This window comes from Buchnera aphidicola (Pterocomma populeum) (assembly GCF_049314985.1).
GTDB classification, from domain to species: domain Bacteria; phylum Pseudomonadota; class Gammaproteobacteria; order Enterobacterales; family Enterobacteriaceae; genus Buchnera; species Buchnera aphidicola_BQ.
In genome coordinates, this window is sequence record NZ_CP186013.1 from 461,734 (window position 1) to 488,029 (window position 26,296).

The 26,296-nt window shown below is 22.8% G+C and carries 23 protein-coding genes; 10 read left to right on the forward strand and 13 right to left on the reverse strand.

Annotated features, from left to right (window positions below; all coding sequences use genetic code 11):
* The first annotated feature begins 48 nt into the window (after positions 1-48).
* The 4 genes from lipB to ribA all read left to right on the forward strand — a co-directional run bounded on the left by lipB (position 49) and on the right by ribA (position 3,116).
* Positions 49-696, forward strand: a complete 648-nt coding sequence (gene lipB / locus ACOI1G_RS02310) for a lipoyl(octanoyl) transferase LipB (protein WP_422667194.1) — start codon at positions 49-51, stop codon at positions 694-696.
* A gap of 61 nt (positions 697-757) precedes the next feature.
* Positions 758-1,678, forward strand: coding sequence for a lipoyl synthase (lipA, locus tag ACOI1G_RS02315; protein ID WP_422667195.1), 921 nt, complete (start codon positions 758-760; stop codon positions 1,676-1,678).
* A gap of 68 nt (positions 1,679-1,746) precedes the next feature.
* Positions 1,747-2,460: an orotidine-5'-phosphate decarboxylase gene (pyrF, locus tag ACOI1G_RS02320; protein WP_422667196.1), complete on the forward strand. Its 714-nt coding sequence runs from the start codon at positions 1,747-1,749 to the stop codon at positions 2,458-2,460.
* A 68-nt stretch (positions 2,461-2,528) separates the two neighbouring features.
* Complete coding sequence (ribA, locus tag ACOI1G_RS02325) at positions 2,529-3,116, forward strand: GTP cyclohydrolase II (protein WP_422667197.1); 588 nt, start codon at positions 2,529-2,531, stop codon at positions 3,114-3,116.
* 198 nt (positions 3,117-3,314) lie between these two features.
* Here ribA and cls read toward each other — a convergent pair whose 3' ends face one another.
* The 8 genes from cls to trpD form a co-directional block, all read right to left on the reverse strand.
* The gene (cls, locus tag ACOI1G_RS02330; RefSeq protein ID WP_422667198.1) at positions 3,315-4,778 is read right to left on the reverse strand and encodes a cardiolipin synthase; all 1,464 of its coding nucleotides are present in this window, start codon (positions 4,776-4,778) and stop codon (positions 3,315-3,317) included.
* Between the two features lie 185 nt (positions 4,779-4,963).
* A complete protein-coding gene (yciA, locus tag ACOI1G_RS02335) occupies positions 4,964-5,374 on the reverse strand; it encodes an acyl-CoA thioester hydrolase YciA (protein WP_422667199.1) in 411 nt (136 codons plus the stop codon).
* An 18-nt stretch (positions 5,375-5,392) separates the two neighbouring features.
* Entirely contained in the window at positions 5,393-5,926 is a 534-nt protein-coding gene (locus ACOI1G_RS02340) for a septation protein A (RefSeq protein ID WP_422667200.1), read from the reverse strand.
* An 18-nt stretch (positions 5,927-5,944) separates the two neighbouring features.
* Positions 5,945-6,694, reverse strand: a complete 750-nt coding sequence (locus tag ACOI1G_RS02345; protein ID WP_422667201.1) for a YciC family protein — start codon at positions 6,692-6,694, stop codon at positions 5,945-5,947.
* A 191-nt stretch (positions 6,695-6,885) separates the two neighbouring features.
* The gene (gene trpA, locus ACOI1G_RS02350; RefSeq protein ID WP_422667202.1) at positions 6,886-7,695 is read right to left on the reverse strand and encodes a tryptophan synthase subunit alpha; all 810 of its coding nucleotides are present in this window, start codon (positions 7,693-7,695) and stop codon (positions 6,886-6,888) included.
* A gap of 4 nt (positions 7,696-7,699) precedes the next feature.
* A complete protein-coding gene (trpB, locus tag ACOI1G_RS02355; protein ID WP_422667602.1) occupies positions 7,700-8,884 on the reverse strand; it encodes a tryptophan synthase subunit beta in 1,185 nt (394 codons plus the stop codon).
* 26 nt (positions 8,885-8,910) lie between these two features.
* Entirely contained in the window at positions 8,911-10,275 is a 1,365-nt protein-coding gene (gene trpCF, locus ACOI1G_RS02360; RefSeq protein WP_422667203.1) for a bifunctional indole-3-glycerol-phosphate synthase TrpC/phosphoribosylanthranilate isomerase TrpF, read from the reverse strand.
* A gap of 1 nt (position 10,276) precedes the next feature.
* Positions 10,277-11,284 carry an anthranilate phosphoribosyltransferase gene (gene trpD, locus ACOI1G_RS02365; protein ID WP_422667204.1) on the reverse strand — a complete coding sequence of 336 codons (1,008 nt, stop codon included), beginning with the start codon at positions 11,282-11,284 and terminating at the stop codon, positions 10,277-10,279.
* Positions 11,285-11,426: 142 nt separating this feature from the next.
* Between trpD and ACOI1G_RS02370 the strand changes: the two genes are divergently transcribed.
* Entirely contained in the window at positions 11,427-12,320 is an 894-nt protein-coding gene (locus tag ACOI1G_RS02370) for a DMT family transporter (protein WP_422667205.1), read from the forward strand.
* A gap of 80 nt (positions 12,321-12,400) precedes the next feature.
* On the forward strand, positions 12,401-13,144 hold the full coding sequence (locus ACOI1G_RS02375; protein WP_422667206.1) for a pseudouridine synthase: 744 nt from the start codon (positions 12,401-12,403) through the stop codon (positions 13,142-13,144).
* 231 nt (positions 13,145-13,375) lie between these two features.
* Here ACOI1G_RS02375 and ACOI1G_RS02380 read toward each other — a convergent pair whose 3' ends face one another.
* Complete coding sequence (locus tag ACOI1G_RS02380; protein WP_422667207.1) at positions 13,376-14,167, reverse strand: inositol monophosphatase family protein; 792 nt, start codon at positions 14,165-14,167, stop codon at positions 13,376-13,378.
* 310 nt (positions 14,168-14,477) lie between these two features.
* On the opposite strand from ACOI1G_RS02380, the gene rlmN reads away from it, so the two are divergent.
* From rlmN to glyA, 3 genes are all read left to right on the forward strand, one after another.
* The gene (gene rlmN, locus ACOI1G_RS02385) at positions 14,478-15,560 is read left to right on the forward strand and encodes a 23S rRNA (adenine(2503)-C(2))-methyltransferase RlmN (RefSeq protein ID WP_422667208.1); all 1,083 of its coding nucleotides are present in this window, start codon (positions 14,478-14,480) and stop codon (positions 15,558-15,560) included.
* A gap of 202 nt (positions 15,561-15,762) precedes the next feature.
* Positions 15,763-17,046 carry a histidine--tRNA ligase gene (gene hisS / locus ACOI1G_RS02390; RefSeq protein WP_422667209.1) on the forward strand — a complete coding sequence of 428 codons (1,284 nt, stop codon included), beginning with the start codon at positions 15,763-15,765 and terminating at the stop codon, positions 17,044-17,046.
* 23 nt (positions 17,047-17,069) lie between these two features.
* Complete coding sequence (gene glyA, locus ACOI1G_RS02395) at positions 17,070-18,323, forward strand: serine hydroxymethyltransferase (protein WP_422667210.1); 1,254 nt, start codon at positions 17,070-17,072, stop codon at positions 18,321-18,323.
* Position 18,324: 1 nt separating this feature from the next.
* Here the strand turns inward: glyA and bioD are convergent, their stop codons facing one another.
* Complete coding sequence (bioD, locus tag ACOI1G_RS02400; RefSeq protein ID WP_422667211.1) at positions 18,325-18,996, reverse strand: dethiobiotin synthase; 672 nt, start codon at positions 18,994-18,996, stop codon at positions 18,325-18,327.
* A gap of 264 nt (positions 18,997-19,260) precedes the next feature.
* The gene (gene bioB / locus ACOI1G_RS02405; protein WP_422667212.1) at positions 19,261-20,292 is read right to left on the reverse strand and encodes a biotin synthase BioB; all 1,032 of its coding nucleotides are present in this window, start codon (positions 20,290-20,292) and stop codon (positions 19,261-19,263) included.
* Between the two features lie 81 nt (positions 20,293-20,373).
* On the opposite strand from bioB, the gene bioA reads away from it, so the two are divergent.
* A complete protein-coding gene (gene bioA, locus ACOI1G_RS02410; protein WP_422667213.1) occupies positions 20,374-21,660 on the forward strand; it encodes an adenosylmethionine--8-amino-7-oxononanoate transaminase in 1,287 nt (428 codons plus the stop codon).
* A gap of 31 nt (positions 21,661-21,691) precedes the next feature.
* Here the strand turns inward: bioA and pgl are convergent, their stop codons facing one another.
* Together pgl and mfd are read right to left on the reverse strand one after the other, a co-directional pair.
* Positions 21,692-22,693, reverse strand: coding sequence for a 6-phosphogluconolactonase (gene pgl / locus ACOI1G_RS02415; RefSeq protein ID WP_422667214.1), 1,002 nt, complete (start codon positions 22,691-22,693; stop codon positions 21,692-21,694).
* Positions 22,694-22,782: 89 nt separating this feature from the next.
* On the reverse strand, positions 22,783-26,223 hold the full coding sequence (mfd, locus tag ACOI1G_RS02420; protein ID WP_422667215.1) for a transcription-repair coupling factor: 3,441 nt from the start codon (positions 26,221-26,223) through the stop codon (positions 22,783-22,785).
* Positions 26,224-26,296: the final 73 nt, after the last annotated feature.

The window sequence follows — 26,296 nt, forward strand, 5'->3', positions numbered from 1 at the left end:
TATATTTTTATGTATTATTTAATATATTAAATTAATATTGGATTCTTCTTGAAAAAAAATATTATTATTTTACGTGATTTAGGATTGCAACATTGGTTATATACATTTCAAAAAATGCATGATTTTACCAATAATAGAAATATTAATACTTTAGATGAAATTTGGTATGTAGAACATTATCCTATTTTCACAGAAGGTTGTATTCATAAAAAAGAAAATATTATTTTTTTAAATAATATCCCAATTGTAAAAACAGACCGAGGTGGACAAATTACATATCATGGACCTGGACAACAAATAATTTATTTTTTAATTAATCTTCAACGTCGAAAGATCGGAATTCGTCAGTTAATTAATATTATGCAAAATATAATAATAGATACTTTAGATAGTTTTTTAATTCATGCATATGCAAAAAAAGAATTTCCAGGTGTTTATGTAGATCAAAAAAAAATTTCTTCTTTAGGATTGAGAATTAAAAATGGATCTACACTACATGGTATAGCATTAAATATTGATATGGATTTAACACCATTTAATTATATTCATCCTTGTGGTGATAAAAATATCATAATGACTCAAATGAAAGATATTAATAAAAATATTAAAATAAAAGAGGTAAAAATATTGTTAATGCAAACATTATCTTATTATTTTCAGGTTGATATAATCAATATTAATACTTTAACAATATAAATATTATTTTTAAATAAAAATATATTTCTATCAATATTAAAAAATTAAGATAAAAAATTTCATGAAGATAAAAAAAAATATTAACATTCCTGTTAAAAATATTATTAATATAAATAAATTAACAAAACCAACATGGATAAAGGTAAAAATTCCATTTAATTCTGATAAAATACAAAAAATGAAAAATATTTTACGTACAAATAATTTAAATTCTGTATGTGAAGAAGCTAATTGTCCAAATTTATCAGAATGTTTTAATAATGGAACTGTAACATTTATGATTTTAGGTTCAATTTGTACTCGTAATTGTCCATTTTGTGCTGTTACTCATGGTATTCCAAGTGTTGTAAATAAAAAAGAGCCAATACAATTAGCCAATACAATATTTGATATGAAGATTAATTATGTAGTTATTACCTCTGTAGCACGTGATGATTTATATGATGGAGGAGCACAACATTTTGTTAATTGTATTAAAGCTATAAGAGAAAAAAATACTGTTCAAGTAGAAATATTGGTTCCTGATTTTAGAGGTAGAATAAAAATTATTTTAGATATTTTTAATAAAGAGCTACCAGATGTATTTAATCATAATATTGAAAATGTACCTCGTTTATATAAAAAAGTTAGACCTGGAGCTAATTATGTAAAATCTTTATATCTATTAGAGGCATTTAAAAATAAATATTTACATATACCTACAAAATCAGGGTTAATGATAGGTTTAGGAGAAAAAGATAAAGAAATTTCTGCAGTTATGAAGGATTTATATGCAGCTGGAGTATCATTATTAACTGTTGGTCAATATTTACAACCAAGTCTTGCTCATTTTCCAGTTCAGCGTTATATTTCACCTATAGAATTTGAAGATATTAAGAAAGAAGCATTATCTATTGGTTTTACTAATGCATTTTGTGGACCTTTAGTTCGTTCATCATATCATGCTAATATCCAGTCTCATTCATTTATTAATAATAAATGATCTAAATTTTTTATAAAAATTAAACAGTTTTTTAAATTAAAAATATTATATACCATAGAGATCATATAATGCTGCATTCTAATCTTATTTCTATACCAAAAATTATTATTGCATTAGATTTTTCCAATAAAAAATCAGCTATGAAAATTGTAAATCTTTTAGATCCATCTATTTTTTACTTAAAAATTGGAAAACAAATGTTTACCATTTTTGGCTATAAATTTATAAAAGAATTGCATCAATTAGGTTTTAAAATTTTTTTAGATTTAAAATTTCATGATATTCCTAATACTGTTTTTAACGCAATACAAGCAGCTGCAGACTTAGGTGTATGGATGTTAAGTATTCATGCGTCTGGTGGTAGAAAAATGATTATGTCTGCAAAAAAAGCACTTGAATCTTTTAAAAAAAATGCACCTTTATTAATTGCTATTACTCTTTTAAGTAGTTTAAAACAAGAAGAATTTAAAGAAATTGGTATTGATATGAAATTAGATAAATATATTTTAATATTATCTAAATTATCTTATAGTTGTAAATTAGACGGTATAGTATGCCCAGGGAGTGAAGCAAAAAAAATTAAATTTTTATTTAAAGATAAATTGAAAATTATTACTCCAGGTATTAGATGTAATGTAGACATGTTGTATGATCAAAAAAATATTATTACACCTAAATATGCTAGAGAATCAAAAATAGATTATATAGTAATAGGACGTTCTATTACTATGTCGAACAATCCAATAAAAAAACTAAATTCTATTATAAAATCTATGCAATAAATCATTTATTTTAAAATAGTTAAAAATATTTAATAATTATTTACATTAACCATCATTTTGGAAAAAATATGAAATTAATTGAAGTAGAAAAAGCTATTTTACCTACTCAGTGGGGGGAATTTATGATATTTGGTTTTGAAGAAAAAAAAAGTGGTAAAAATCATATTGCTCTTGTACATGGAAAAATTAATAAAAATATTCCTATACTTTCTAGAGTACATTCAGAATGTTTAACTGGAGATGCTTTTTTTAGTTTAAGATGTGATTGTGGTGTTCAATTAGAAATGGCTTTAAAAAAAATTGCTGAAGTAGGTAATGGTGTATTAATATATCACCGTCAAGAGGGAAGGAATATTGGTCTTTTAAATAAAATTAAAGCATATGCTTTACAAGATCAAGGATTAGACACAGTTGAAGCTAATCAAAAACTTGGTTTTTCTGCAGATGAAAGAGATTTTTCATTATGTGCTGATATATTTAATATTTTAAATATAAAAAAAATTCGATTATTGACTAATAATCCTTTAAAAGTAACTATGTTAAAAAAATTTGGAATTAATATTGTAGAAAGAGTTCCTCTTATTGCAGAAAAAAATGCTAAAAATTTTCATTATCTTAAAACAAAAGCTGATAAAATGGGTCATTTATTAAAATAATTTTATGATTGTATATAAATATTTTATAATTTAGGGGTTTTTAAATGAACCCCCGAACTAAATTAAAATATTTATAGTATATGTTAATTATATGGGTATAAATATAATAAAAATATATTTTTTAAATAACTAATATTTTAAATATATATTTTTTTATAAAAATATAATTTATATAAAATTTTAAAAAATCATATAAGATCATAGTAAAGGACTTAGAAAATAAAATATTTTTTCAAGAATACGAGTCCAATATGCACGCATAGACCAAGTTTTTTCATCTAATAATTGAGAATCTGAAATATATTGATATTGTATATTAGCTAATTGATTTCCAAAAATACTATCATCAATTATAATAGTAATTTCAAAATTTAGCCAAAGACTTCTCATATCTAAATTAACAGTTCCAACTAAACTAAGTTGTTGATCAACTAGAATACTTTTACTATGTAATACACCTTTTGTGAATTGATAAATTTTGACACCAGAATGTAACAATTTGCTAAAAAATGCTCTACTTGCCCATTTTACCAATACAGAATCATGATATAAAGGGATAATAATACTTACATTTACACCTCTTTTGGCAACTTTACAAATAGCATATAGTAAATCTTTACTAGGTACTAAATAAGGAGTAGTGATAATTAGTTCATATTTAGCTGAATAAACAGCTGTTAGTAATGCTTTATGAATGACATTTTCGGGCAATCCTGGCCCAGAAGCAATGACTTGAATACTTGCTTTTAAATTTTTAAAATTATTTTTTAAAATATTTTTATCTGGCAGCGGAGGTAGTATTGTATTTCCTGTTTCAATTTCCCAATCGTATGCATAAATAATTCCAATAGTAGTAGTAATTGGTCCTTCGATTCTTGTCATTAAATCAATCCATTGTCCTAATCCTAGATATTGTTTAAATAAAAATGGATCTACTAAATTCATACTGCCAGTATAAGTAATATAATTATCAATTAATACAATTTTTCTATGTTGTCGTATATCTATACGTTTTAAAAAAAATCTTAATAAATTAATTTTTAAAGCTTCTACTACTTCAATACCTGCTTCTCTCATGATTTTAACCCAAGGACTTCGAAAAAATGAAATACTTCCTGCAGAATCAAGCATTAATCTACAGTGTATTCCACGTTTAGCTGATTGAATAAGAGCTATTGCAACATCATCAGCTAAACCACCGGGTTTCCAAATATAAAAAACCATTTCAATATTTTTTCGTGCTAGATAAATATCACGTATTAAAAGTTTAATAGTTTTTTTGGTGTTTGTAAGTAATTCAAGACTATTACTTTTAATTCCAGAGAATCCATGTCTATTTTTACATAATTGAAATATTGCAGTAGCAACTTCACTATTTTTTATTTGAAAAAAATGTTTATATGATTTTAATTCATAAAGAAATTTATTAGATATAGACCATGCTTTATTAGCTATTTTTTTGTGTTTTTTTTCTAAATATAATTTATTAAAAAATAGCCAAATAGAAATACTAAATATTGGAAGAATATATATTATTAATAACCAATAAATGAAAAAGGATAAACTTCGACGTTTAATTAAAATGCGCAAAGTTGCATTAAAAATAAATAAAAAATATGCAATTGAAATTAGACATTTTGCTAAATTGTAGAAAGTACTCATCCATTGAAAGCCTTATTTATATTTTTATAAAATTATATTTACAATAAAAATATTTTTAATATAAAATGTAAAAAAATAATATAGAAATATATTTTAATGAATTTAAAATATATTCTAAATTATAAATACATAAACATTAAAAAAATATAAAATTTATATTTATTAATGTAAAATAGTAAATTTTTTTACTCTATAATGCTCATAGGTAATAATTCACGAGATTTTCCTAATTTATCAATCGCTACATAAATTAAAATAGCTTCTGCAGCACGATAGAACTGACCTAATGGTTTAGAGTACACTTTTTTAATCCATACTTCTAAATTAATAGTTATAGAACTAATTCCTATTTTTATGCATTTTGCGTAACAATTAATAATATCACCAACAGATACTGGTTTAAAAAAAGTCATATGATTCACTTGCACTGTGACAACTTTCCCGCCAGATATTTCTTTAGCTAATATAGCTCCACCCATATCCATTTGAGACATAATCCAACCACCAAAGATATCACCATTCGCATTAGTATCTGAAGGCATCGTTAATGTTTTTAATACTATTGTTCCTTTTGGTAATGTATATTTTTTTATCATGTGTAAATATTTACTCTATTATAATTTTCGATATTTTATATAACCAATATAAATTGCAGTAATTAACACTGACAATAATGTTAATGTTGTTAATCCAAAAACTTTAAAATTTACCCAAAATGTCTCAGAAAAATTAAATGATATATAAACATTTAAAATGCTACAGAATAAAAAAAATAAAGCCCAATATAAATTAATTTTTTCCCAATATATATCAGGAATAGTAATGTCTTTTTTTAAGAAATTTTTAATAAGTAATTTTTTCATGAAAAATTGATTAATTAATAATACTGTCGAAAAGAACATATAAATAATTGTGACTTTTAATTTAATAAATTGACTGTTATGAAAAAAAATTGTTAATGAACCTAATATTAAGATTGTAATAAAGCTTAACAAATGAATTTTATCTATTTTATTATATATTAGTACATATAATAAACATGATAATCCAGAGGAAATCATTAAACATTTAGATGCAACAAAAATATTATAATTTTTATAAACAATGAAAAATATTAGAATTGGAAATATATGGATGATACCTTTCATGTAGAAAACCTAAATATTTTAAGAATGCTTAGAACGCATAAAAAGCATATAAAAGCGAAATAAATATATGTTTAAAAAAACAAAAAGCATATTAATACTTATATTTAGTATAAAAGAAGAAAATTGTTTATTAACAATAATGACATGAGAAAATATCATTGTTAATAATAATTTTGCAATAATCCATAGAATTATCATGGGTCCTATTATTTTAATATATTTTAAAGAAATATAAATACTTAAATATATAGAATCTATTAAATTATTGTTTTGAAAAGAAAATATTATTGGAGATAAAAGTAATAAAAAAGATAATATAATTCCTGGAAAAATAAAAAACATCATACCCATTTGGATTATTAACATGCTAATACAGTGTATTAAAAATATACTAGGTAATAATTTTAATAGAGAATTTATAAATAATATAATTGATTTTTTTTTGTAATGTAAAAATGAAATTAAAGTAATTATACTACTTAAAAGTAATGTTTTACTAGCTAGTAATTCTATTATTTTTAATATTGAATATCTTAATAATTCTTTTTTTTCATGCATATTAAATTTATTGATAATTTCTATGATTGAATTAATATTATTCCATTGGTTATTTTCTAATAATGATATTATTTTAAGATGTGGTTCAGTAAAAGTTGCTATTGATGAACCAAATAATGTCACAATTATTGATATAAAAGTAATTATACTAATTTGTTTAATAAAAAAATAATGTGTATCATGGTATATTTCCTTTATTTTTATTAACATATCTATATTCCTTAATAAATAGTATATAAAATAATAAAATTATATATAGTTGTACAAAGTATATTATTAAAATATAAATAATTCTTTATTTATCTTAAATTATTATTGAAATATTTTTTTATATCTATATAAAATAGATATATATTTTAACATTTTAGAAAAAATAATATTATATTTTTAATATATAAATATTATATTAATTTTATTGTATTTTTAAATAAAATACTTAATTCTTTTATTTTTTGTATCATTTTTATTTCATTATCGAGATATTTTTCAATTAAATTAATAATAACAGAACCACATATTATACCGGAAACGCCTGATAACATAATTTCTTGGATTTGCGCGATATTAGAAATACCAAATCCTTGTATAATTGGAATAGAACTTTGAGACTTAATTTTGTTTATTATATTTTTTGAAGATAATATATTACTATTTTCTATACCAGTAATACCAGATCGAGATAACAAATAAATATATCCTTTTGAATATTTAATAATTTTTAGTAACAAATCATCATTTACATCAGGCGGACATATAAAAATAGATTTTATTTGATACCGATTAGCTGTTTTATAAAAAACATTTGATTCTTCAATAGGAACATCTGCTATTAATACAGAATCTAAACCAGAATTAAAACATTGTAAATAAAATTTTTCAATTCCTTGATTATATACAAGATTTGCATATATCAAAAGACCAATAGGTAAATTGATATATTTTTTTCGTATTTTTTTTAAAATAGAAAAATATTCTGAAATAGTATATTTATTAGATAAAGCTCTTTGATTTGCTTTTTGAATAGTTGGTCCATCAGCTAATGGATCTGAAAAAGGAATTCCAATTTCTATAGCATCAGCTCCATTATTAACTAAAGTTTCAATAATTTTAATTGATACTATTAAATTAGGATCTCCTAAAACTACAAATGGAATAAAAAATCCTTTTTTCAGTAAAGATAAACATTTAAATGTATTTTTATAACGATTCATTAGATTAGTCCTTTTTTTTAAGTATTTCATTTACTGTAAAAATATCTTTATCTCCTCTACCTGAAAGGTTAACAACAAGTATTTGTTCTTTTTTAGGATTCATTTTTATTATTTTTAATGCATACGCTAATGCATGAGAAGATTCTAATGCAGGAATAATACCTTCTTTTTTACATAAAATTTTAAATGCATTTAAGGCTTCTTTATCAGTAATAGATACATATTGAGCCCGATTAATGCTGTGTAGCCAAGCATGTTCAGGACCAACTGATGGAAAATCTAAACCAGCAGAAATAGACCAAGATTCTTGTATTTGCCCTTCTGTATCTTGCATTAATTTAGATTTCATACCAAAATAAATACCAGTTCTTCCATGTGAAATAGGTGCTCCATGTTTTCCAGTGTGTATTCCATGACCAGCAGGTTCAACACCGATTAAATTAATTTGATCATTGATAAATTCTGAAAATATACCGATAGCATTAGAACCACCTCCAACACATGCAATAATTGAATCTGGTAATTTATTTTCTTTTTCTAAAATTTGTTTTTTAGTTTCTTTTCCAATAATACTTTGAAATTCTTTAACAATTGTTGGATAGGGATGTGGTCCAGCAGCTGTTCCTATCATATAATGAGCTGTTTGATAACTGCTAGACCAATCACGTAAAGCTTCATTGCATGCATCTTTTAATGTTCCTAAACCATTGTGAACTGTAATGACTTGTGCACCTAGAAGTTTCATACGCAATACATTTTGATTTTGTCTTTTAACATCTTTTGCACCCATATAAATTCTACATTTTAATTTTAATAATGCAGATGCAATTGCAGCAGCTACTCCATGTTGACCAGCACCAGTTTCAGCAATAATTTCTTTTTTATTCATTTTTACTGCTAACATGGCTTGACCTAATACTTGATTAGTTTTATGAGCACCACCATGTAATAAATCTTCTCGTTTTAAATATATTTTTGTTTTAGTTCCTTGAGTTAAATTTGAACATAAAGTAAGTGGAGTAGGTCTTCCTGCATAATTTATTAATAAATGATTCAATTTTTTTTTAAAATTTTTATCTTTTTGTGCATAGAAAAAGCATTTTTCTAATTCATATAGAGCTGGCATTAATATTTGAGGTACATACATACCACCAAATTTTCCAAAATAAGGATTGAGTAAATTCATAATATTTTCTCTTTTTAATAGTTACTCAATTAAAAATAATATCTTAATTTATGAAAAATAATTTTTATTTTTTCATGATTTTTAATACCTGGTATATCTTCTATACCAGAATTTAAATCTAAACCTAAAAAATATAATTTGGATGCTAAAGTACAATTTTTTATATTAATACCTCCTGCTAAAATAACATTATGAAATTTTTTATGAGATAAAAGAGACCAATCAAAAGATTGGTTATTTCCTGGAGAAAAAGAATCAAATATGTATATGTCTATATTTTTCCAATTACATTCAGGCACTTTTACAGTAATAGAAAATGCTTTCCAAATTTGTATTTTTTTAGGTAATAGAGTACGTAATAAATTAATATAATTTTGGTTTTCATCTCCATGCAGTTGAACGGCATATAAAGATAATTCCAAAGAAATATTAACAATTTTTTCTATTTTTTCATTCTGAAAAACACCAACATATCGTAAATTATTATTTAAAATAATATTTTTTGCTATTTGAATAGTAATATTTCTTTTTGAATGTTGAATAAAAATTAATCCACCATAGACAGCTCCATATTTTACTGCACATTGAGCATCAATAGAACGAGTTAGTCCACAAATTTTATTTTCACCCATAATTATTGATCGAATACTAACATCAAGATCAGAATGTACCATTAATGAAGAACCAATTAGAAATCCATTAACAAATGAACTTAATTCTCTAATATTATGATATTTTTTAATACCTGATTCACTAATAATAATTTTATCTTTAGGAATTAACGGTGCTAATTTTCGAGTACGATTTAAATTAATAGATAAGTCATGTAAATTTCTATTATTAATACCAATAACAGAAGCATTTAATGAAAGAGCACGGTGTAATTCTTTAGTATTATTAATTTCAGTTAAAATACCCATGTTCATGTTTTTTGCTGTATTAGATAATTTAATATATTCAGCATCATTTAAAACAGATAACATTAATAAGATTGCATCTGCTTGATAATATCGGGCTAAATAAATTTGATATGTATCAATAAAAAAATCTTTACATAAAATAGGTTGAAATACATGGTTTCGTACTTTATTAATAAATTTTAAATTTCCATGAAAATATTTTTCGTCTGTTAAAACTGAAATTGCAGAAGCATATTTTTTATAAATATTAGCAATTTTAAATAAATTAAAATCTTTTCTAATTAACCCTAAAGAAGGAGAAAATTGTTTACATTCTAATATAAAAACAGGTTTTTTTGATGTTAATGCGGTATAAAAGTCACGTGTTTTTGTATTAATTTTATATTTAAAAGACATTAAAGGTTCTTCATTTTTTCTTTCTTGAATCCATTTTTTTTTATCTGATATAATACGATTTAATATAGTTTCTTGCATATTAATCTTCTTTTAATATATGAGCAACATTTTTTATGCGATTATATACGGCTCCACTGCGAATTTTTTCAAGTGCTAATTGAGTATTTTCTTTTAAATTTTGATAACCAAAAACTTTTAATAAAATTGCTACATTTACGGCTATTAATTCTTCATATAATCTATCTCCTGTTCCTTTCATAATTTTGCTAATAATATCATGATTTTCTTCTGGTGAATTTTCTATATATTTTTGTACAGGATGAGTGTTTATACCAAAATCTTCCGGTTTTAATTCATATGAAAAAATTTTTCCATTGCATAATTCAGTAACATATGTAATACCGTTTAAAGAAACTTCGTCAGTTCCATTACCATGAACAATAATTGCTCTTTCATAATTTAAATAATTTAAAACATGAGCAAAAATATGCATAAATTTTTTATCATAAACACCAATAATAATGCGTACTGGTATGGCAGGATTAAGAAAAGGACCTAATAAATTAAAAATAGTTTTATTTTTTATTATTTTACGAATATTAATAGAATATTTAAACGCATCATTATATTTTTGTGCAAATAGAAAGCAAATATTAAATTGATCTAATGATTGACGGGATTTTTGAGCAGTAGCATTTAAATTGATATCAAATTGTTTTAAAAGATCAGCAGATCCAGATTTACTTGAGATGCCTTGATTACAGTGTTTAATAATTTTAAATCCACATTCAGCAGCAACAAATGCACTAGCTGTAGAAATATTAATTGTATTTTTAGAATCTCCACCTGTACCAACTATATCAGAAAAAATATAACTGGGTCTAGGAAAGTGTTTTGTTTTTTCTAAACATGCATATATTGCTCCTAACATTTCTTCAATGGTTAATTCATCTAAAGATATATTTTTTAATATTGCTGTGATTTTTTCTTCACTAAGCTCACCAGAAATAATTGATTGAAATAATGAATAATTTTTTATGTGATTTTTATTCTTTAGTAAAGTGTGTTTATAATAAATATTTTTCATATTTTACCTTTAATAAAATGTTTATATATATAATAACTTATTTTTATATCTATCTTTTTTAAAAATATCATGGATTTATATAATTTGAATTTAAATAATTTATATTATTTAGATATTTACTTTTAACTATGGAATTATTTTAATGAAAAAAATAATAATATTTATATTATTTACTGTAGTTTCTATTACCTGGGGAACAACATGGATTGCAATGAAAATTGCTGTAGAAACTATTCCTCCTTTTTTTGCTACTGGTATTCGATTTTTGTTAGCTGCACCATTATTAATTATACTATCTTACTTTACACAATCACCTTTATTATTTCCATTAGGACAAAGATATTTTCAAGTATTAATTTCTATTTTTTATTTTTCAATACCTTTTACTTTAATGTTGTATGGAGGATCATATGTTAATTCTTCTATCGCTGCTATAATTTTTTCTAATATGCCAGTTGCTGTTCTTATAATTTCTGTTTTATATTTAAAGAAAAAAATATTTTTTTTTCAAAAAATTGGTATTTTTATTGCATTAATAACGCTATTTACAATTTTAATTATAGAATTAAAAGCGGAAAATTTTTATCAATGGAAAGGAATGTTATCTTTATTTTTAGCTTTACTTTTGCATGCTATAGTATATGCAGAATGTCAAAAGAAATGCTGTAATGTATCAGTACTAACTTTTAACGCATTACCATCATTATTTTCTGGAATATTGCTTTCTAGCATGGCTTGGTTTATAGAATGTCCTAATATTCATCATTTTTCTTATCGATCTATTTTAGCCGTTTTATATCTTGGAGATTTTTCTGGAATTTTTGGCATTTTATCTTATTTTTATTTGCAACAAAAAGTTAGTGCATTTTATGCGTCTACTGTATTTTTAATTTTTCCATTTATTTCTAGGATATTAGAATATTATATATATAAACATAAAATTTCTTCATTGGAAATATTCTTTATTTTTCCACTAATCTTTGGAATATTATTAACATTTATTCCTTCACATTATTTTTATAAAAAATACTATTAACTTTAAAATTAAAATATATTGAATAAATAATATTTTTAAGATATATATTTTAATATATATCAATTTTATTTGATTTTAAAATGACTGAAAAAATTCAAAAATTATTATCTGATTTTGGCTATGGTTCACGAAGATTTATTGAAATGCTAATTAATCATGGTGACATATATATAAACGGAAAAAAAGCCATTATCGGACAAAGATTATCTAAAATAGATCCTGGAAAAATAATTATTCAAGGCAAAATCGCTATTCTTACAAAAAAAACATATGCATCAAAAATTCTATTATATAATAAACCTGAAGGAGAAATATGTACAAGATATGATTTTCAAAAACGGAAAACAGTATTTAATACTTTACCAATATTAAAAAATAATCGATGGATTAGCATAGGACGATTAGATTTAAATACTCAGGGTTTGTTATTATTTACTAATAATGGTAATTTAGCCTATAAATTAATGCATCCTAAATACAAAATAGAAAGAGAATATTATATTAGAGTTTTTGGTGATATTAATCAAAATAAAATAAATATTTTAAAAAATGGAGTTAAAATTCATAATAAGTATTCTTCTTTTAAAAAAATAGAAATATTAAATAATACTCAAACAAAAAAAAATATATGGTTAAAAGTTATTTTATGTCAAGGTAGAAATCGTGAAATTAGATTAATGTTAACAGCTGTACAATGTCAAGTAAATCGTTTAATTAGAATTAGATATGGAAATATTATTTTACCTAAATCTTTGAAAAAGGGAGATTGGATTGAATTACATTCTACCTTAGTAAATAATTTACATAATTTAGTCATTAATTAAAAAATTTTATAATATATTTTATTATAATACCTATTACTATAGATAATCAATAAATTATATTTTAATATAAAAATATAATTTGTGTTTTTAATAATATTCTATTGTACATTCGATATTTCAATTATCTAAAATTGTTATGATAATAATATTATATTTTTATAAATAGATATGAGTATAATAATTTTATTATAATTAAATACACATATCATTAAAAATATTTCTTAATAATAATTAATGATGATATTCACGTATTTTTTCTATAAATAATCTTATAAATTTTGGACTGCTGATAATATTTGAAGAATGATAATCAGTATTTTCATGTCCTCCTTGAAAATCACTGATTAAGCATCCTGATTCTCGTGCCTGTAATTTTCCTGCCATAAAATTTCCTGGATCTAAATTAAAATCAAATAAACAATCTATTCTTCCAGATGCAACATATGCCAGGTCTAATACCGTAGAACCAGTGCATAAAAAAGAAACACCAGATAATAATAATATTTTATATATCTCAAAATAAGAAAAAGATGTATCGTTAAAATGACAAGGTAAGTTTACAGCTACTGTAGTAGATTCTAAAGTACTAACATTAGCACATCGAATTCTACGACCATTTAATTGAGATCCTTGACCTTTAACAGATGTAAATAAATCATTTCTAATAGGATCATATATAACAGAAATCTCTGTAACATTTTTAATGATAATCGCAAGAGAAACGCAAAAATGTGGAAAATTTTTAATAAAATTATATTGACCATCTAATTCATTAATAATCCAATAAATATTTTCATTTTTTCTTATTGAATCATATGCATATTTATTTAAAACAATATGATGTGGATATGATTTACTAATTATATTATTGATAATTTTTTTTGTTTTATACATAATATTTTGAATAAAATTTTTCTTTTTTTCTAAATTATTTTGGATAAAATTTTGTGTATCATAATTTTGTATAATAAAATTTCCTCCTTTTCGTACTGCACGAATAGCAATATTAAGCATAGGATGCATAGATTTCCCCAAATGATATAAAATATCAAATATTATTGTTAAAAATATATAAATCTATTGAAATTATTTAGATTTTAAATTTTATTATATTTTCATATCTTTTATTCTTAGATTATAGAAATATAAATGAATTCATTAGTATATAATATTATAAAGAAAAAAATCTTTAATATTTTCATATTAAACTTTTTTAAAATAATATGTAAATATTATAATGACATTTTAACTAATAATATCATTTTATTAACTGATTATTTTTTTAATATTTTTTTATAAAAATATTATATTAGTAATTATTTAGGAAATTTCTATGACTCGCAATATTAATATATTAAATCTTTCTAATATTAAAATCAATTTATTAGATTTAAATCGTGATGAAATAAATCAATTTATTAGTTCTTTAGGAGCAAAATCATTTTCTACCATACAAATTATGAAATGGATTTATGATTATCATTGTACTGATTTTTCAAAAATGTCTAATATTAGTAAAATATTAAGATATCAATTAGAAAAAAAAAGCTATATATTTGCACCTTCATTTACTCAGGAAAATATTTCTCATGATGGTACAATTAAATGGATTACATCTTTAGGAAATGATTATATAGAAACTGTTTATATACCTGAAAAAAAAAGATCTACATTATGTATCTCATCACAAATTGGTTGTGCTTTAAATTGTGATTTTTGTGCTACTGGAAAAATAGGATTTAAAAGAAATTTAACAGTTTCTGAAATTATTGCTCAAATTTGGCAAGCAAATAAAATATTAAAAAAGAAAAATATTAATCAATCTATTACCAATGTAGTGTTTATGGGTATGGGTGAACCATTACTTAATTTGAGAAATGTTGTTTCTGCAATAAAAATTATTTTAGATGAATATGCTTTTAAATTATCTAAACGTCGTATTACAGTATCAACTTCAGGAATTGTGCCTGCATTAAATAAATTAATTAATATGACTGACATTTGTTTAGCTATCTCTTTACACGCCCCTAATGATACTATTAGAAATAATATTATGCCAATTAATCAAAAATATAACATTCAATCTTTATTAGATGCAGTGTTAAAATATTTAAAGCAATCACATGCTAATCACGGCGGTGTAACAATAGAATATGTTATGCTAAATGGAATAAATGATTCTAAAAAAAATGCTGAAGAATTAGCTATTTTATTACATAATATACCAAGTAAAATTAATTTAATACCTTGGAATCCTTTTTTTAATTCACGTTTTTCATGTAGTACCCATGACAATATTCATTGTTTTGCTAGATTACTACGACGGAAAGGATTTACAACTATTATTAGAAAAAATAGAGGAGATGATATTAACGCTGCATGTGGTCAACTAATTGGTTCTTATATAAAAAAATAAAAAATATTTTTTATATAAATATATATTTTCTAATTTAATAAATATAATACAATTGCCTTTACTCAGTTTCATATAAATCAAAAAAATTATATTTTGTATAAATTATATAAATTATTAAAATACTTTTATACAATATACATTGTATATAACATTAAATTATAAAAAATAAAAATATTAATCTAAATCAATAAAAGAGAAAATAGTGTACAAGATAATTAAATCTATTAGAGGTATGCATGATTATTTACCGGAAGAATTAAAATTATGGAATTATATAGAAAATATCATTAAAGAAGTTCTTAATAGTTATTGTTATTTAGAAATAAGATTACCTATATTAGAAAAAACAGAAATTTTTCAAAGAGCTATTGGTAATGTAACAGATATTATTGAAAAAGAAATGTATTCATTTGAAGATCGAAAAGGAAGTAATATTACATTACGTCCAGAAGGAACAATAGGATGTGTACGTGCTATAATACAAAATAATCTTTTATATAAAAAAAAACAAAAATTTTGGTATTTTGGTCCTATGTTCAGATATGAAAGGCCACAAAAAGGAAGATATCGACAATTTTATCAATTTGGTGCAGAAGTATTTGGAATAGATGGAGAAGATATTGATTTAGAAATAATTTTATTAACTTATAGAATATGGAAAAGATTAGGTTTAGAGAATAATATAATATTAGAAATTAACTCGATTGGTTCACAATTAGATAGAATAAAATATAAAAAAAAATTAATATTTTTTTTAAAAAAATATGAATACTTATTGGATGAAGATTGTAAACGTCGATTATATACAAATCCTTTGCGTATTTTAGATTCTAAAAATAAAGATGTGCAAGAAATATTAACTAAAGCGCCGTTATTAAATGAATATTTAGATACAGCTTCACAAAATCATTTTCAATCATTATGTAAAATGATGGATATTCATGGAATACCATATAGACATAATAAATATTTAGTTAGAGGATTAGACTATTATAGTAGTACTGTTTTTGAATGGAAAAATTTTGAACTAGGATCGCAAAATACAATTTGTGCTGGAGGTAGATATGATTCTTTATTTGAAGAATTAAATACTAATAAAATATCAGGAATAGGTTTTGCTATTGGAATGGAGCGATTAGTATTATTAATGCAGAAACTAAATATTTTTTTTCCTACTGTTAGAGAAGTCGATATTTATATTATTATAATAGGTAATCATAATACATTTCATGCTACTGCTTTATCTGAAGAAATTAGAAATTTATACCCAAAATTAAAAATATTTATTGATTTTTCTGATGATAATATTTCAAAAAAAATAAAACATGCTGCAAATATTTTAGCTCCTATTGCTATTTTTATAGGTGATAATGAAATTAAAAAAAAATGTTTTTTAGTAAAAGATCTAGTACATAAAAAACAATATTATATTTTAAAAAGTGATATTTTAATTAAAATTAATCATTTTTTTAAAATAATCAAATAATCCATCAGGTATTTAGGTAAAATATGTTAAATCATCAAATTAAATTATCAGAATATGATGTAGAACTATGGACTGCTATAGAAAAAGAAAAAAAAAGACAAGAAAATCATATTGAATTAATAGCATCAGAAAATTATACTAGTCAGTATGTTATGTTAGCACAAGGTTCACAATTAACAAATAAATATGCTGAAGGTTATCCTCAAAAAAGATATTATGGTGGTTGTAAATATGTAGATATTATCGAAAAATTAGCCATAAATCGTGCAAAAATATTATTTAATGCAGATTATGCTAATGTACAACCGCATTCTGGATCTCAGGCTAATTTTTCTGTTTATTCAGCATTATTAAAACCTGGAGATACAGTATTAGGTATGAAATTATCAGATGGTGGTCATTTAACGCATGGTTCTTCTGTTAATTTTTCAGGAAAAATATATAACTTTATTCCATATGGTATTAATACAAAAGGTGAAATTGATTATGAAGAGTTATTAAAGTTAGCTACTAAATATAAACCTAAAATGATTGTGGGTGGTTTTTCTGCATATTCTGGAATATGTAATTGGAAAAAAATGCGTAATATTGCAGATAGTATTAAAGCATATTTTGTAGTAGATATGGCTCATATTGCCGGATTGGTAGCAGCAAAAATTTATCCTAGTCCAGTAAATTATGCTCATGTTGTAACTAGTACTACTCATAAAACACTTGCAGGTCCTCGTGGTGGTTTAATTATAGCTAAAAATGGTAATGATAATTTATATAAAAAATTAGATTTATCTGTTTTTCCTGGAAGTCAAGGAGGTCCTTTAATGCACGTTATTGCTGCAAAAGCTATTGCTTTTAAAGAAGCATTAGAGCCTAGTTTTATAGAATATCAAAAACAAATAATAAAAAATTCTCAATGTATGGTGAAAATTTTTCTACAAAAAGGATATAATATTATTTCTGGTGGAACCTTTAATCATTTATTTTTAGTTGATTTAACAAATAAAAATATTACAGGAAAAGAAGCTGATATTATATTAAGTCAAGCTAATATTACTGTTAATAAAAATAGTATTCCAAATGATTTACAAAGTCCTTTTATTACTTCAGGAATACGCATTGGAACTCCTGCTGTAACAAGACGTGGTTTCAAAGAATTAGAGGTATCGTATGTTTCAGATTGGATTATAAGTATTTTAAATTCAACAAAAGATAAAAAAAATATTTTTAAAATAAAAAATAAAGTACTTAATTTATGTGATAAATATCCTGTATATATTTAATTTAAGGTAATATAATATTTATATTATCTATATTAATATTATGGTTATTCGGAATATGTGGAACTATTCCTAAGAGTGGAGATTTAATATATTTTTTTAAGGTATTAATATATTCTATTTTATATTTTTCTGTAGGAACTAAGATATTAGCAATCCATCCAGCACATATTATTTTATCTAAAAGAATAGCTTTTTCAGTTAAAATAGCATGATTAATACATCCTATTTTAATTCCTACAATTAAAATAACTATTAGTTTTTCTTTTTGTACCCATTCTGAAAAAGTATTAAAATAAGATAATGGTGTATACCAACCACCAGCGCCTTCAATTAATATCCAATTGGATTTTTGAGAAATTTTTCTTAAACCTAAAGATAAATATTTTTTTTTTATTTTTTTTCCGTATAAAGAACTTAATATATGTGGAGGTGCATTTTCATAAAAACAAAATGGATTAACTTCTTGATAACTTAATAATACAGAACTATTTTTTTGAAGAATAATAGCATCTTTATTTTTAAAGCCATATTTTTTATTATAACTACCTGATGCAACAGGTTTATATCCGGCAGTCAAATATCCACTTTTATTAGCTTTTTGTAATAAAATTCGACTAACAAATGTTTTTCCGATATTTGTATCTGTTCCAGTAATAAAGTATTTTTTTATCATAATTAATAATCTTTACAAAATAACTTATACATTATATGTATAAGTTATTTTTTATATTAAATGATTAAAAATAAAACATTTTATGTATTTATTTTATAATATAATAATTTTTTAACATAATTTAAATATAATTTCAATTTAGACATACTATCATATTATAATAATATATAAACATAATAATAACATTAATTTATGTATTAATATTTTATTTTAATTATTTTTAATAAATATTTATGTGAAATGATTAGATAAATATTTAAATAACTATGTAGCGGCATTATAGTATTGATTTTTTTTGATTTTATCTTGTTTTAATTGATAATTGATTTTTTCTTTTTCTTGAGAAAAATTAATTGTTTTATGTTCACTAGATAAATTTAATTTTTTTAGAAGTGTTAAATCATGTTTTTTATCTGGATTATTTGCTGTTAATAACTTACAACCATAAAAAATAGAATTCGCTCCTGCCATAAAACACATAGCTTGTGTTTGATCATTCATTTCACTCCTTCCCGCAGATAATCTAATATAAGACTTAGGCATCATAATACGAGAAGCAGCTACTATGCGAATAAAATCAAATGGATTGACATTAGTGTTATTTTCCATAGGTGTTCCTGGAATTCTGACTAACATATTAATAGGTACACTTTCTGGATGAATTGATAAATTAGATAATTCCATTAACAATTGTATTCGATCTATTTTTTTCTCTCCCATACCTATAATACCCCCAGAACAGACTTTCATTCCAGCATTACGCACTTTTTTTAAAGTATTTAATCGTTCTTGATATGTTCGAGTAGTAATAATATTTTCATAAAAATTAGCTGACGTATCTAAATTATGATTATAAAAATCTAATCCTGCATTAGATAGTCTTTGTGCTTGTTTAGTGTTTAATGTACCTAAAGTCATACATGTTTCCATGCCCATTTTTTTTACTTCTTTAACAATTTTTTCTAAATATGGCATATCTCTTTCAGAAGGATTTTTCCATGCTGCACCCATGCAAAATCGATTAGAACCTGATAATTTAGCTTCTTTGGCGGCAGATAATATTTTTTCTATTTTTAATAAAGACTCATTTTTTAATCCAGTGGAATATCTAGAACTTTGTGGACAATATTTACAATCTTCTGGGCATAATCCGGTTTTAATAGATAATAATGTACTAATTTGTATTTTATGCGGATTGAAATTTTCTCTATGTATTTTTTGAGCTTGAAACATGATATCAAAAAATGGTTTTTTGAAAAGTAAAGTTGTTTCTTCTAACGTCCATTTTTTTTTCATATTATCTCCAAAAAAATTATGATTTTATTTTAGTAAAAGTTTATAATATTTTATTCAATATTTTATGATGTATATATAAAAATGAGTTTATCTAACATATTATTTGATTATAAACATATTTGGCACCCTTATTCTTCTATGACTAAACCTCTTCCTTGCTATTCTATAATATCAGCTAAAGGTGTATATTTAACGCTAGAAAATGGAAAAAAATTAATAGATGGAATGTCTTCATGGTGGTCAGCTATACATGGTTATAATCATCCTTTATTAAATCGAGCTTTAAAAAAACAAATTAAAAATATGTCGCATATAATGTTTGGTGGTATTACACATTCTCCAGCTATTTCTTTATGCCAAAAACTTATTAAACTAACACCATCAAAATTAGACTGTATATTTTTATCTGATTCTGGGTCTATATCCATTGAAGTTGCAATGAAAATGATTATTCAATATTGGAATTCTTTAGGGCAAAATAGAAAAAAATTTTTAACTATTTTCAATGGATATCATGGTGATACTTTTGGTGCAATGTCGATATCTGATCCTAATAATTCTATGCATAAAATATACAATAATGTATTACCTAAAAATTTTTTTGCTGAATCACCTCAATCTTCTTTCCACTCATCATGGAATGAAAATGATCTTATATCTTTTAAAAAATTAATTGAAAAAAATGAATTAAAAATAGCAGGCGTGATATTAGAACCAATAGTACAAGGAGTAGGAGGGATGCGTTTTTATCATCCTATCTATTTACAAAAAATAAAAAAATTATGTGATAATCATAATATTCCATTAATTTTTGATGAAATAGCTACTGGTTTTGGTAGAACTGGAAAATTTTTTGCTTTTGAACATGCTAATGTTGTACCAGATATATTATGTTTAGGAAAAGCCATGACAGGTGGTACAATGACGTTAGCTGCTACTTTAACTTCACGAAAAATTGCTAATCAAATAAGCAATAGTAAAGTGGGTTGTTTTATGCATGGACCAACTTATATGGGTAATCCATTAGCTTGTGCTGTAGCAAATGCTAATATAAAAATATTACAAAATAATGAATGGAAAAAACAGGTATTAAAAATTGAAAAACAATTATATAAAAATTTATTTCCATTACGAAAACATTTTAGAGTAATTAACATTCGTGTATTAGGTGCAATTGGTGTAGTAGAATGTACTCAATTAATAAATATAGCTTGTATGCAAAAATTTTTTGTAGATAATGGAGTATGGATCAGACCTTTTAAACAATTAATTTATATTGTACCGCCATATATTATTAGTTCTCGTGCATTAAAAAAAATCACTGATGTTATTACAGAAGCATTAAATTATAAAATATTATTTATTTAATTAAAAAATTATTATTTCTAGAATATTATTGTTAATTTAATAAATGTGTACAAATCCATAATGCTCCTTGACTTGTATAGTAAGTATTTAATTTTGTTAATTCTCCTGTATAAAAAGATATACTATATATTGTAAATGTATTTGATTTTTGTCCAGTAACTATTAAATATTTATTGTACTGATCAATGCAAAAAGAACGTGGTTGTTTTTCGGTAATATAATAATGATAAAAAACAATTGTATTATCTGATTGGATATGAAAGAGATTAATTGTATTAGATGATCGATCAGAAGCGTATAAAAAACGTCCGCAGGATGTTATATGAATATCTGCAGCCCAAAAAAAATCTTGTAATTTAGCAGAAAATAAATTAATATTTTGTATTTTTTTTATTTTAATTATATTTTTATTTTGATATATGTTCCATATATCAATTGTTCCATTAATTTCATTTACAGTATAAATATAATCTTGATTAGGATGTATAGCTATATGACGTGGGCCTGAATTTTTTTCTGTGTATATACATTTTTGCTCAGTGCTTTTTATAGTTCCTTTATTATTAAAATAATACAAATAAAGACAATCTTCTTTTAATGCTGTTACTATTAATATATTATATTTTTGATTTATTTTAGCCGCATGACAGCCTTGAATATTATATATAGTTTTTATTGGTTCTTGTATCATATAGTTATTATCTAATGGGAGAATACTTAAACAATTCATATGATAAGAACTGCAAAATAAAAATTTTTTTTGTGAATCAAATGAAATATAATTAGGACTACCAGGAATAGATTTTTCATTTATTAATTCAAGAAATCCATTTTTTTTAATAGAATATATGATAATTCTATTATTCGGACGAATACCAACATATAAAAAATTATTATTTTTAATAATATTCATAGGTTGTACTTGACCATCAGTATTAATTTTTTGTATTAATTGTAATATTCCATTTTTATTTAAATTCCATGCTTCTATTATATTTTTTTCTGGAATGGCAATATAAATAATCTGTTTCATATAATCTCTTTTATTATAAAATAATGAATTATTTTTTAATATATTTATTATTTTTTATAAATTATATAAAATTTAAAAAATAAAAATTTTTACATATTTTTTATAAATTTTTTTAATAAATCTATAATCCATTGAATGCGAATAAATTCATCTTGTAAATTTTTTACAAATTTTATCTTAGTAGAATGTTCTATTTTCCAAATTTTTGGTTCTTCTTTAAAGATTTTTAATAAATATTCTATATTTATAGAATTAATTTTATTAAATTCTATAAATCCCCCTACATTATTAGCTTTAATAGAATTAATACCTAATTTTTCTGATAATAAACGAATTTTAGAAACTGATAATAAATTTTTAGTAATATTAGGAATATTTCCAAATCTATCACTTAATTCATATTCTAATTTTTTAATTTCTATCATATTATTAGCGCTTACTATTTTTTTATAAAAATATAATCTTGTATTTACATCTAAAATATAATTTTCAGGTAATAAAATAGGAATATTTAATTCTATTTCTGGTTGTTTTTTAATTAATTCATGTAATGAAGGATTATGTCCATTTTTGATCGATTTAACAGTATTTTTTAATATTTTAAGATATAGATTAAATCCTATAGTATTTATATGTCCACTTTGTTCCTTTCCTAATAGTTCACCAACACCTCGAATTTCTAAATCTTGATTAGCTAAAGAAAAACCAGCTCCAAAATCATTTATTAGTAAAAATGCTTCTAGTCTTTTTTTAGCATCTGATGTAATATATTTAAAGTTGTGAATCAATAACCAAGCATATGACTGTTGATATGATCTACCAACACGACCTCGTAATTGGTGTAATTGTGACAATCCAAAATGATCTGCATTTTCGATAATAATTGTATTTACATTTGGTATATCAATACCACTTTCAATGATTGTAGTACATACTAAAACATTAAATTTTTTTTGATAAAATTCATTCATGACTTCTTTTAATTCAAGATTATGCATTTTACCATGACCAATTTTAATCTTTGCTTCTGGAATTAAAGAAGATAATTGAGAAGCTATATTCTCAATATTTTTAACTTTATTATATATATAATATACTTGCCCACCACGTAAGATTTCACGCAATATTGCTTCTCTAATTAATTTTTTATTATATTCTTGTACAAAAGTTTTTATAGATAATTTATGTGATGGTGGATTCGCTATAATTGATAAATCTTTAATTCCTGTCATTGCCATATTTAAGGTTCGTGGAATGGGAGTAGCGGTTAAGGTCAATATATCAATATTAGAATATGACTCTTGAATAATTTCCTTGTGATGTACTCCAAATCTATGTTCTTCATCAATAATTAATAAACCAAGATCATACCAATCAATATTTTTTAGTAAAATTTTATGGGTTCCAATTAAAATATTAATTTTACCTATTTTAGTGTTTTTTATAATTAATTTTTGTTCTTTTTTTGTTTTAAATCTAGATAACATCTCAATACTAAAAGACCAATTAGAAAAACGTTTTTTAAAATTTTTAAAATGCTGTTGTGCTAATAATGTAGTAGGTACTAAAATAGCTACTTGTTTAAAATTAGAAACAGATATAAATGCAGCTCGCATAGCTATTTCTGTTTTTCCAAAACCAACATCTCCACAAATTACACGATCCATAGGAGAAGATCTATACATATCATTTAAAACAGACATAATAACTTTTTTTTGATCAAGAGTAGTTTCAAATGGAAAATCTTGACAAAAAATTTGATATTTTTCTTTATTTTCCTTGAAAGAAAATCCTTTTTTAGATGCTCTATTAGCATAAATATCTAATAATTTTACTGCATGATCATATACTGTACTATAGATCTTCTTTTTTTCTTTTGTCCATCCTGAACCACCTAATTTATGAAGTGGAATATTTTCTTGAGATATCGCATGATAAGGTGTAATAAGATAAAAATATGAAATAGGAACATATAGTTTATCTTCTTCTGCGTATGAAATAACTAAATATTCAGATTTAATATTAGCTATTTCAATAGTTTTTAATCCTTGATATCGTCCAATTCCATGATCTAAATGTACAATTGGATGATTAATTTCTAATTTAAATAAATTATTTTCTATATTATTATGTATTTTTTTTTCTACAATAGGTAAAATTATTTCATTGTTTAAAATTGATAATAAATCTTGTTCACATATAAGTAAAAGATTTTTATTTTTATCTATAAAACTAGAATAAATATTACTAAAAATATAAAAGTGTTTTTTTTGTAAACTAATATGAGTAATATTTTTTGAATATTGAGGATTAATATTATTTTTTTTTAAAAATTTTAAGATGTTATTCAAATATTGTTTATTTTGTAAAGCAAAAACAATTTTTCCAGAAAAATTATTAAAAAGTGATATAAGATAATTAATTTTTTGTTGAATATTAAAAGAATTAGATAATTTTGGTACATTTTGAATATTTACATTAATAGAATTATTTTTTTCTATAATTTTATGTTCTATTATTTTTATAGAAGAATGTTGATTTAAAAAAAATAATAATTGTTTTAAAGTCATCCATAAATCTTTAGGAGCAATAATCTGATGATTACTACTGAAAAATAAGTTATATCGTTCTAAAATCGTATTCCAAAAATTATTAGCATGTTCTTCTATTTTATCTTCATAGATTATTAATGTATTTTTAGGAAAATAATCAAATAAAGTAGATAATTTATTTTTAAAAAATAATGGTTGCCAATATTCAATTCCCGATATAAATTTTGTAGTATTTAATTGATAAATATTTTCTATTTGTAATTCATTATTAAAATATTTTTTCCAATTTTTATATAATATATTAATTGCATTTTTATGAACAGGAAATTCATATCTAGGCATAATAATAATAGAATTTATATTCTGAAAAGTACGTTGATTATGTATATTAAATCTCTGTAAACGAACAATATTATGATTTTCTAAAAAATGAATACGACATGGAAAAGAACTACCCATTGGATAAATATCTATTAATGATAAATTATAATTAAATTCACCTGGATAATAAACTTTATTGACTTTTTTATATCCTAATTCTTGTAATTGATAAAATAATATATCAATGTATATTTTATCTGATTTATAAATATAAATAGATTCTTTGGTTAAATATTCAGAAGAACATATTTTTTGTAAAAGAGTAGAAATAGAAACAATTAGAAATCCTTTCTCATTGTTTTTTAAATGATATAAAATTGAAAGACGTGAAGAAATAATTTCACAATGAGGCGAAAAACGATCAAAGGGCAAAGTTTGCCAATCTTGTAAATATATAACTTTTAAATCTGTTAATGATGTCATAGATTTTTTTAAGTGTAAAGCTTCTTGATGGCTGGAAGCAATAAGCACTACAAATCCTGGATATTGTTCTAATATAAAAGAATATTCAATAGGTTTTAATAAATTGTTAACATTACCTAATTGATATTTTTGTTTAATATTTTTTTTAAAATTATATTTTATTTTTTTTATCATATTTATTAATTTTCTTTATAAATATATTTATCACCATGTAATACAAAAAATTTTATATACTGATTTCTTGTAT

Bases quoted from the DNA above. Each gene is read 5' to 3' on its own strand.
- lipA (WP_422667195.1), top strand. From the start codon at position 758: ATGAAGATAAAAAAAAATATTAACATTCCTGTTAAAAATATTATTAAT.
- pyrF (WP_422667196.1), top strand. From the start codon at position 1,747: ATGCTGCATTCTAATCTTATTTCTATACCAAAAATTATTATTGCATTA.
- ribA (WP_422667197.1), top strand. From the start codon at position 2,529: ATGAAATTAATTGAAGTAGAAAAAGCTATTTTACCTACTCAGTGGGGG.
- cls (WP_422667198.1), bottom strand. From the start codon at position 4,778: ATGAGTACTTTCTACAATTTAGCAAAATGTCTAATTTCAATTGCATAT.
- yciA (WP_422667199.1), bottom strand. From the start codon at position 5,374: ATGATAAAAAAATATACATTACCAAAAGGAACAATAGTATTAAAAACA.
- ACOI1G_RS02340 (WP_422667200.1), bottom strand. From the start codon at position 5,926: ATGAAAGGTATCATCCATATATTTCCAATTCTAATATTTTTCATTGTT.
- ACOI1G_RS02345 (WP_422667201.1), bottom strand. From the start codon at position 6,694: ATGTTAATAAAAATAAAGGAAATATACCATGATACACATTATTTTTTT.
- trpA (WP_422667202.1), bottom strand. From the start codon at position 7,695: ATGAATCGTTATAAAAATACATTTAAATGTTTATCTTTACTGAAAAAA.
- trpCF (WP_422667203.1), bottom strand. From the start codon at position 10,275: ATGCAAGAAACTATATTAAATCGTATTATATCAGATAAAAAAAAATGG.
- trpD (WP_422667204.1), bottom strand. From the start codon at position 11,284: ATGAAAAATATTTATTATAAACACACTTTACTAAAGAATAAAAATCAC.
- ACOI1G_RS02370 (WP_422667205.1), top strand. From the start codon at position 11,427: ATGAAAAAAATAATAATATTTATATTATTTACTGTAGTTTCTATTACC.
- ACOI1G_RS02375 (WP_422667206.1), top strand. From the start codon at position 12,401: ATGACTGAAAAAATTCAAAAATTATTATCTGATTTTGGCTATGGTTCA.
- ACOI1G_RS02380 (WP_422667207.1), bottom strand. From the start codon at position 14,167: ATGCATCCTATGCTTAATATTGCTATTCGTGCAGTACGAAAAGGAGGA.
- rlmN (WP_422667208.1), top strand. From the start codon at position 14,478: ATGACTCGCAATATTAATATATTAAATCTTTCTAATATTAAAATCAAT.
- glyA (WP_422667210.1), top strand. From the start codon at position 17,070: ATGTTAAATCATCAAATTAAATTATCAGAATATGATGTAGAACTATGG.
- bioD (WP_422667211.1), bottom strand. From the start codon at position 18,996: ATGATAAAAAAATACTTTATTACTGGAACAGATACAAATATCGGAAAA.
- bioB (WP_422667212.1), bottom strand. From the start codon at position 20,292: ATGAAAAAAAAATGGACGTTAGAAGAAACAACTTTACTTTTCAAAAAA.
- bioA (WP_422667213.1), top strand. From the start codon at position 20,374: ATGAGTTTATCTAACATATTATTTGATTATAAACATATTTGGCACCCT.
- pgl (WP_422667214.1), bottom strand. From the start codon at position 22,693: ATGAAACAGATTATTTATATTGCCATTCCAGAAAAAAATATAATAGAA.
- mfd (WP_422667215.1), bottom strand. From the start codon at position 26,223: ATGATAAAAAAAATAAAATATAATTTTAAAAAAAATATTAAACAAAAA.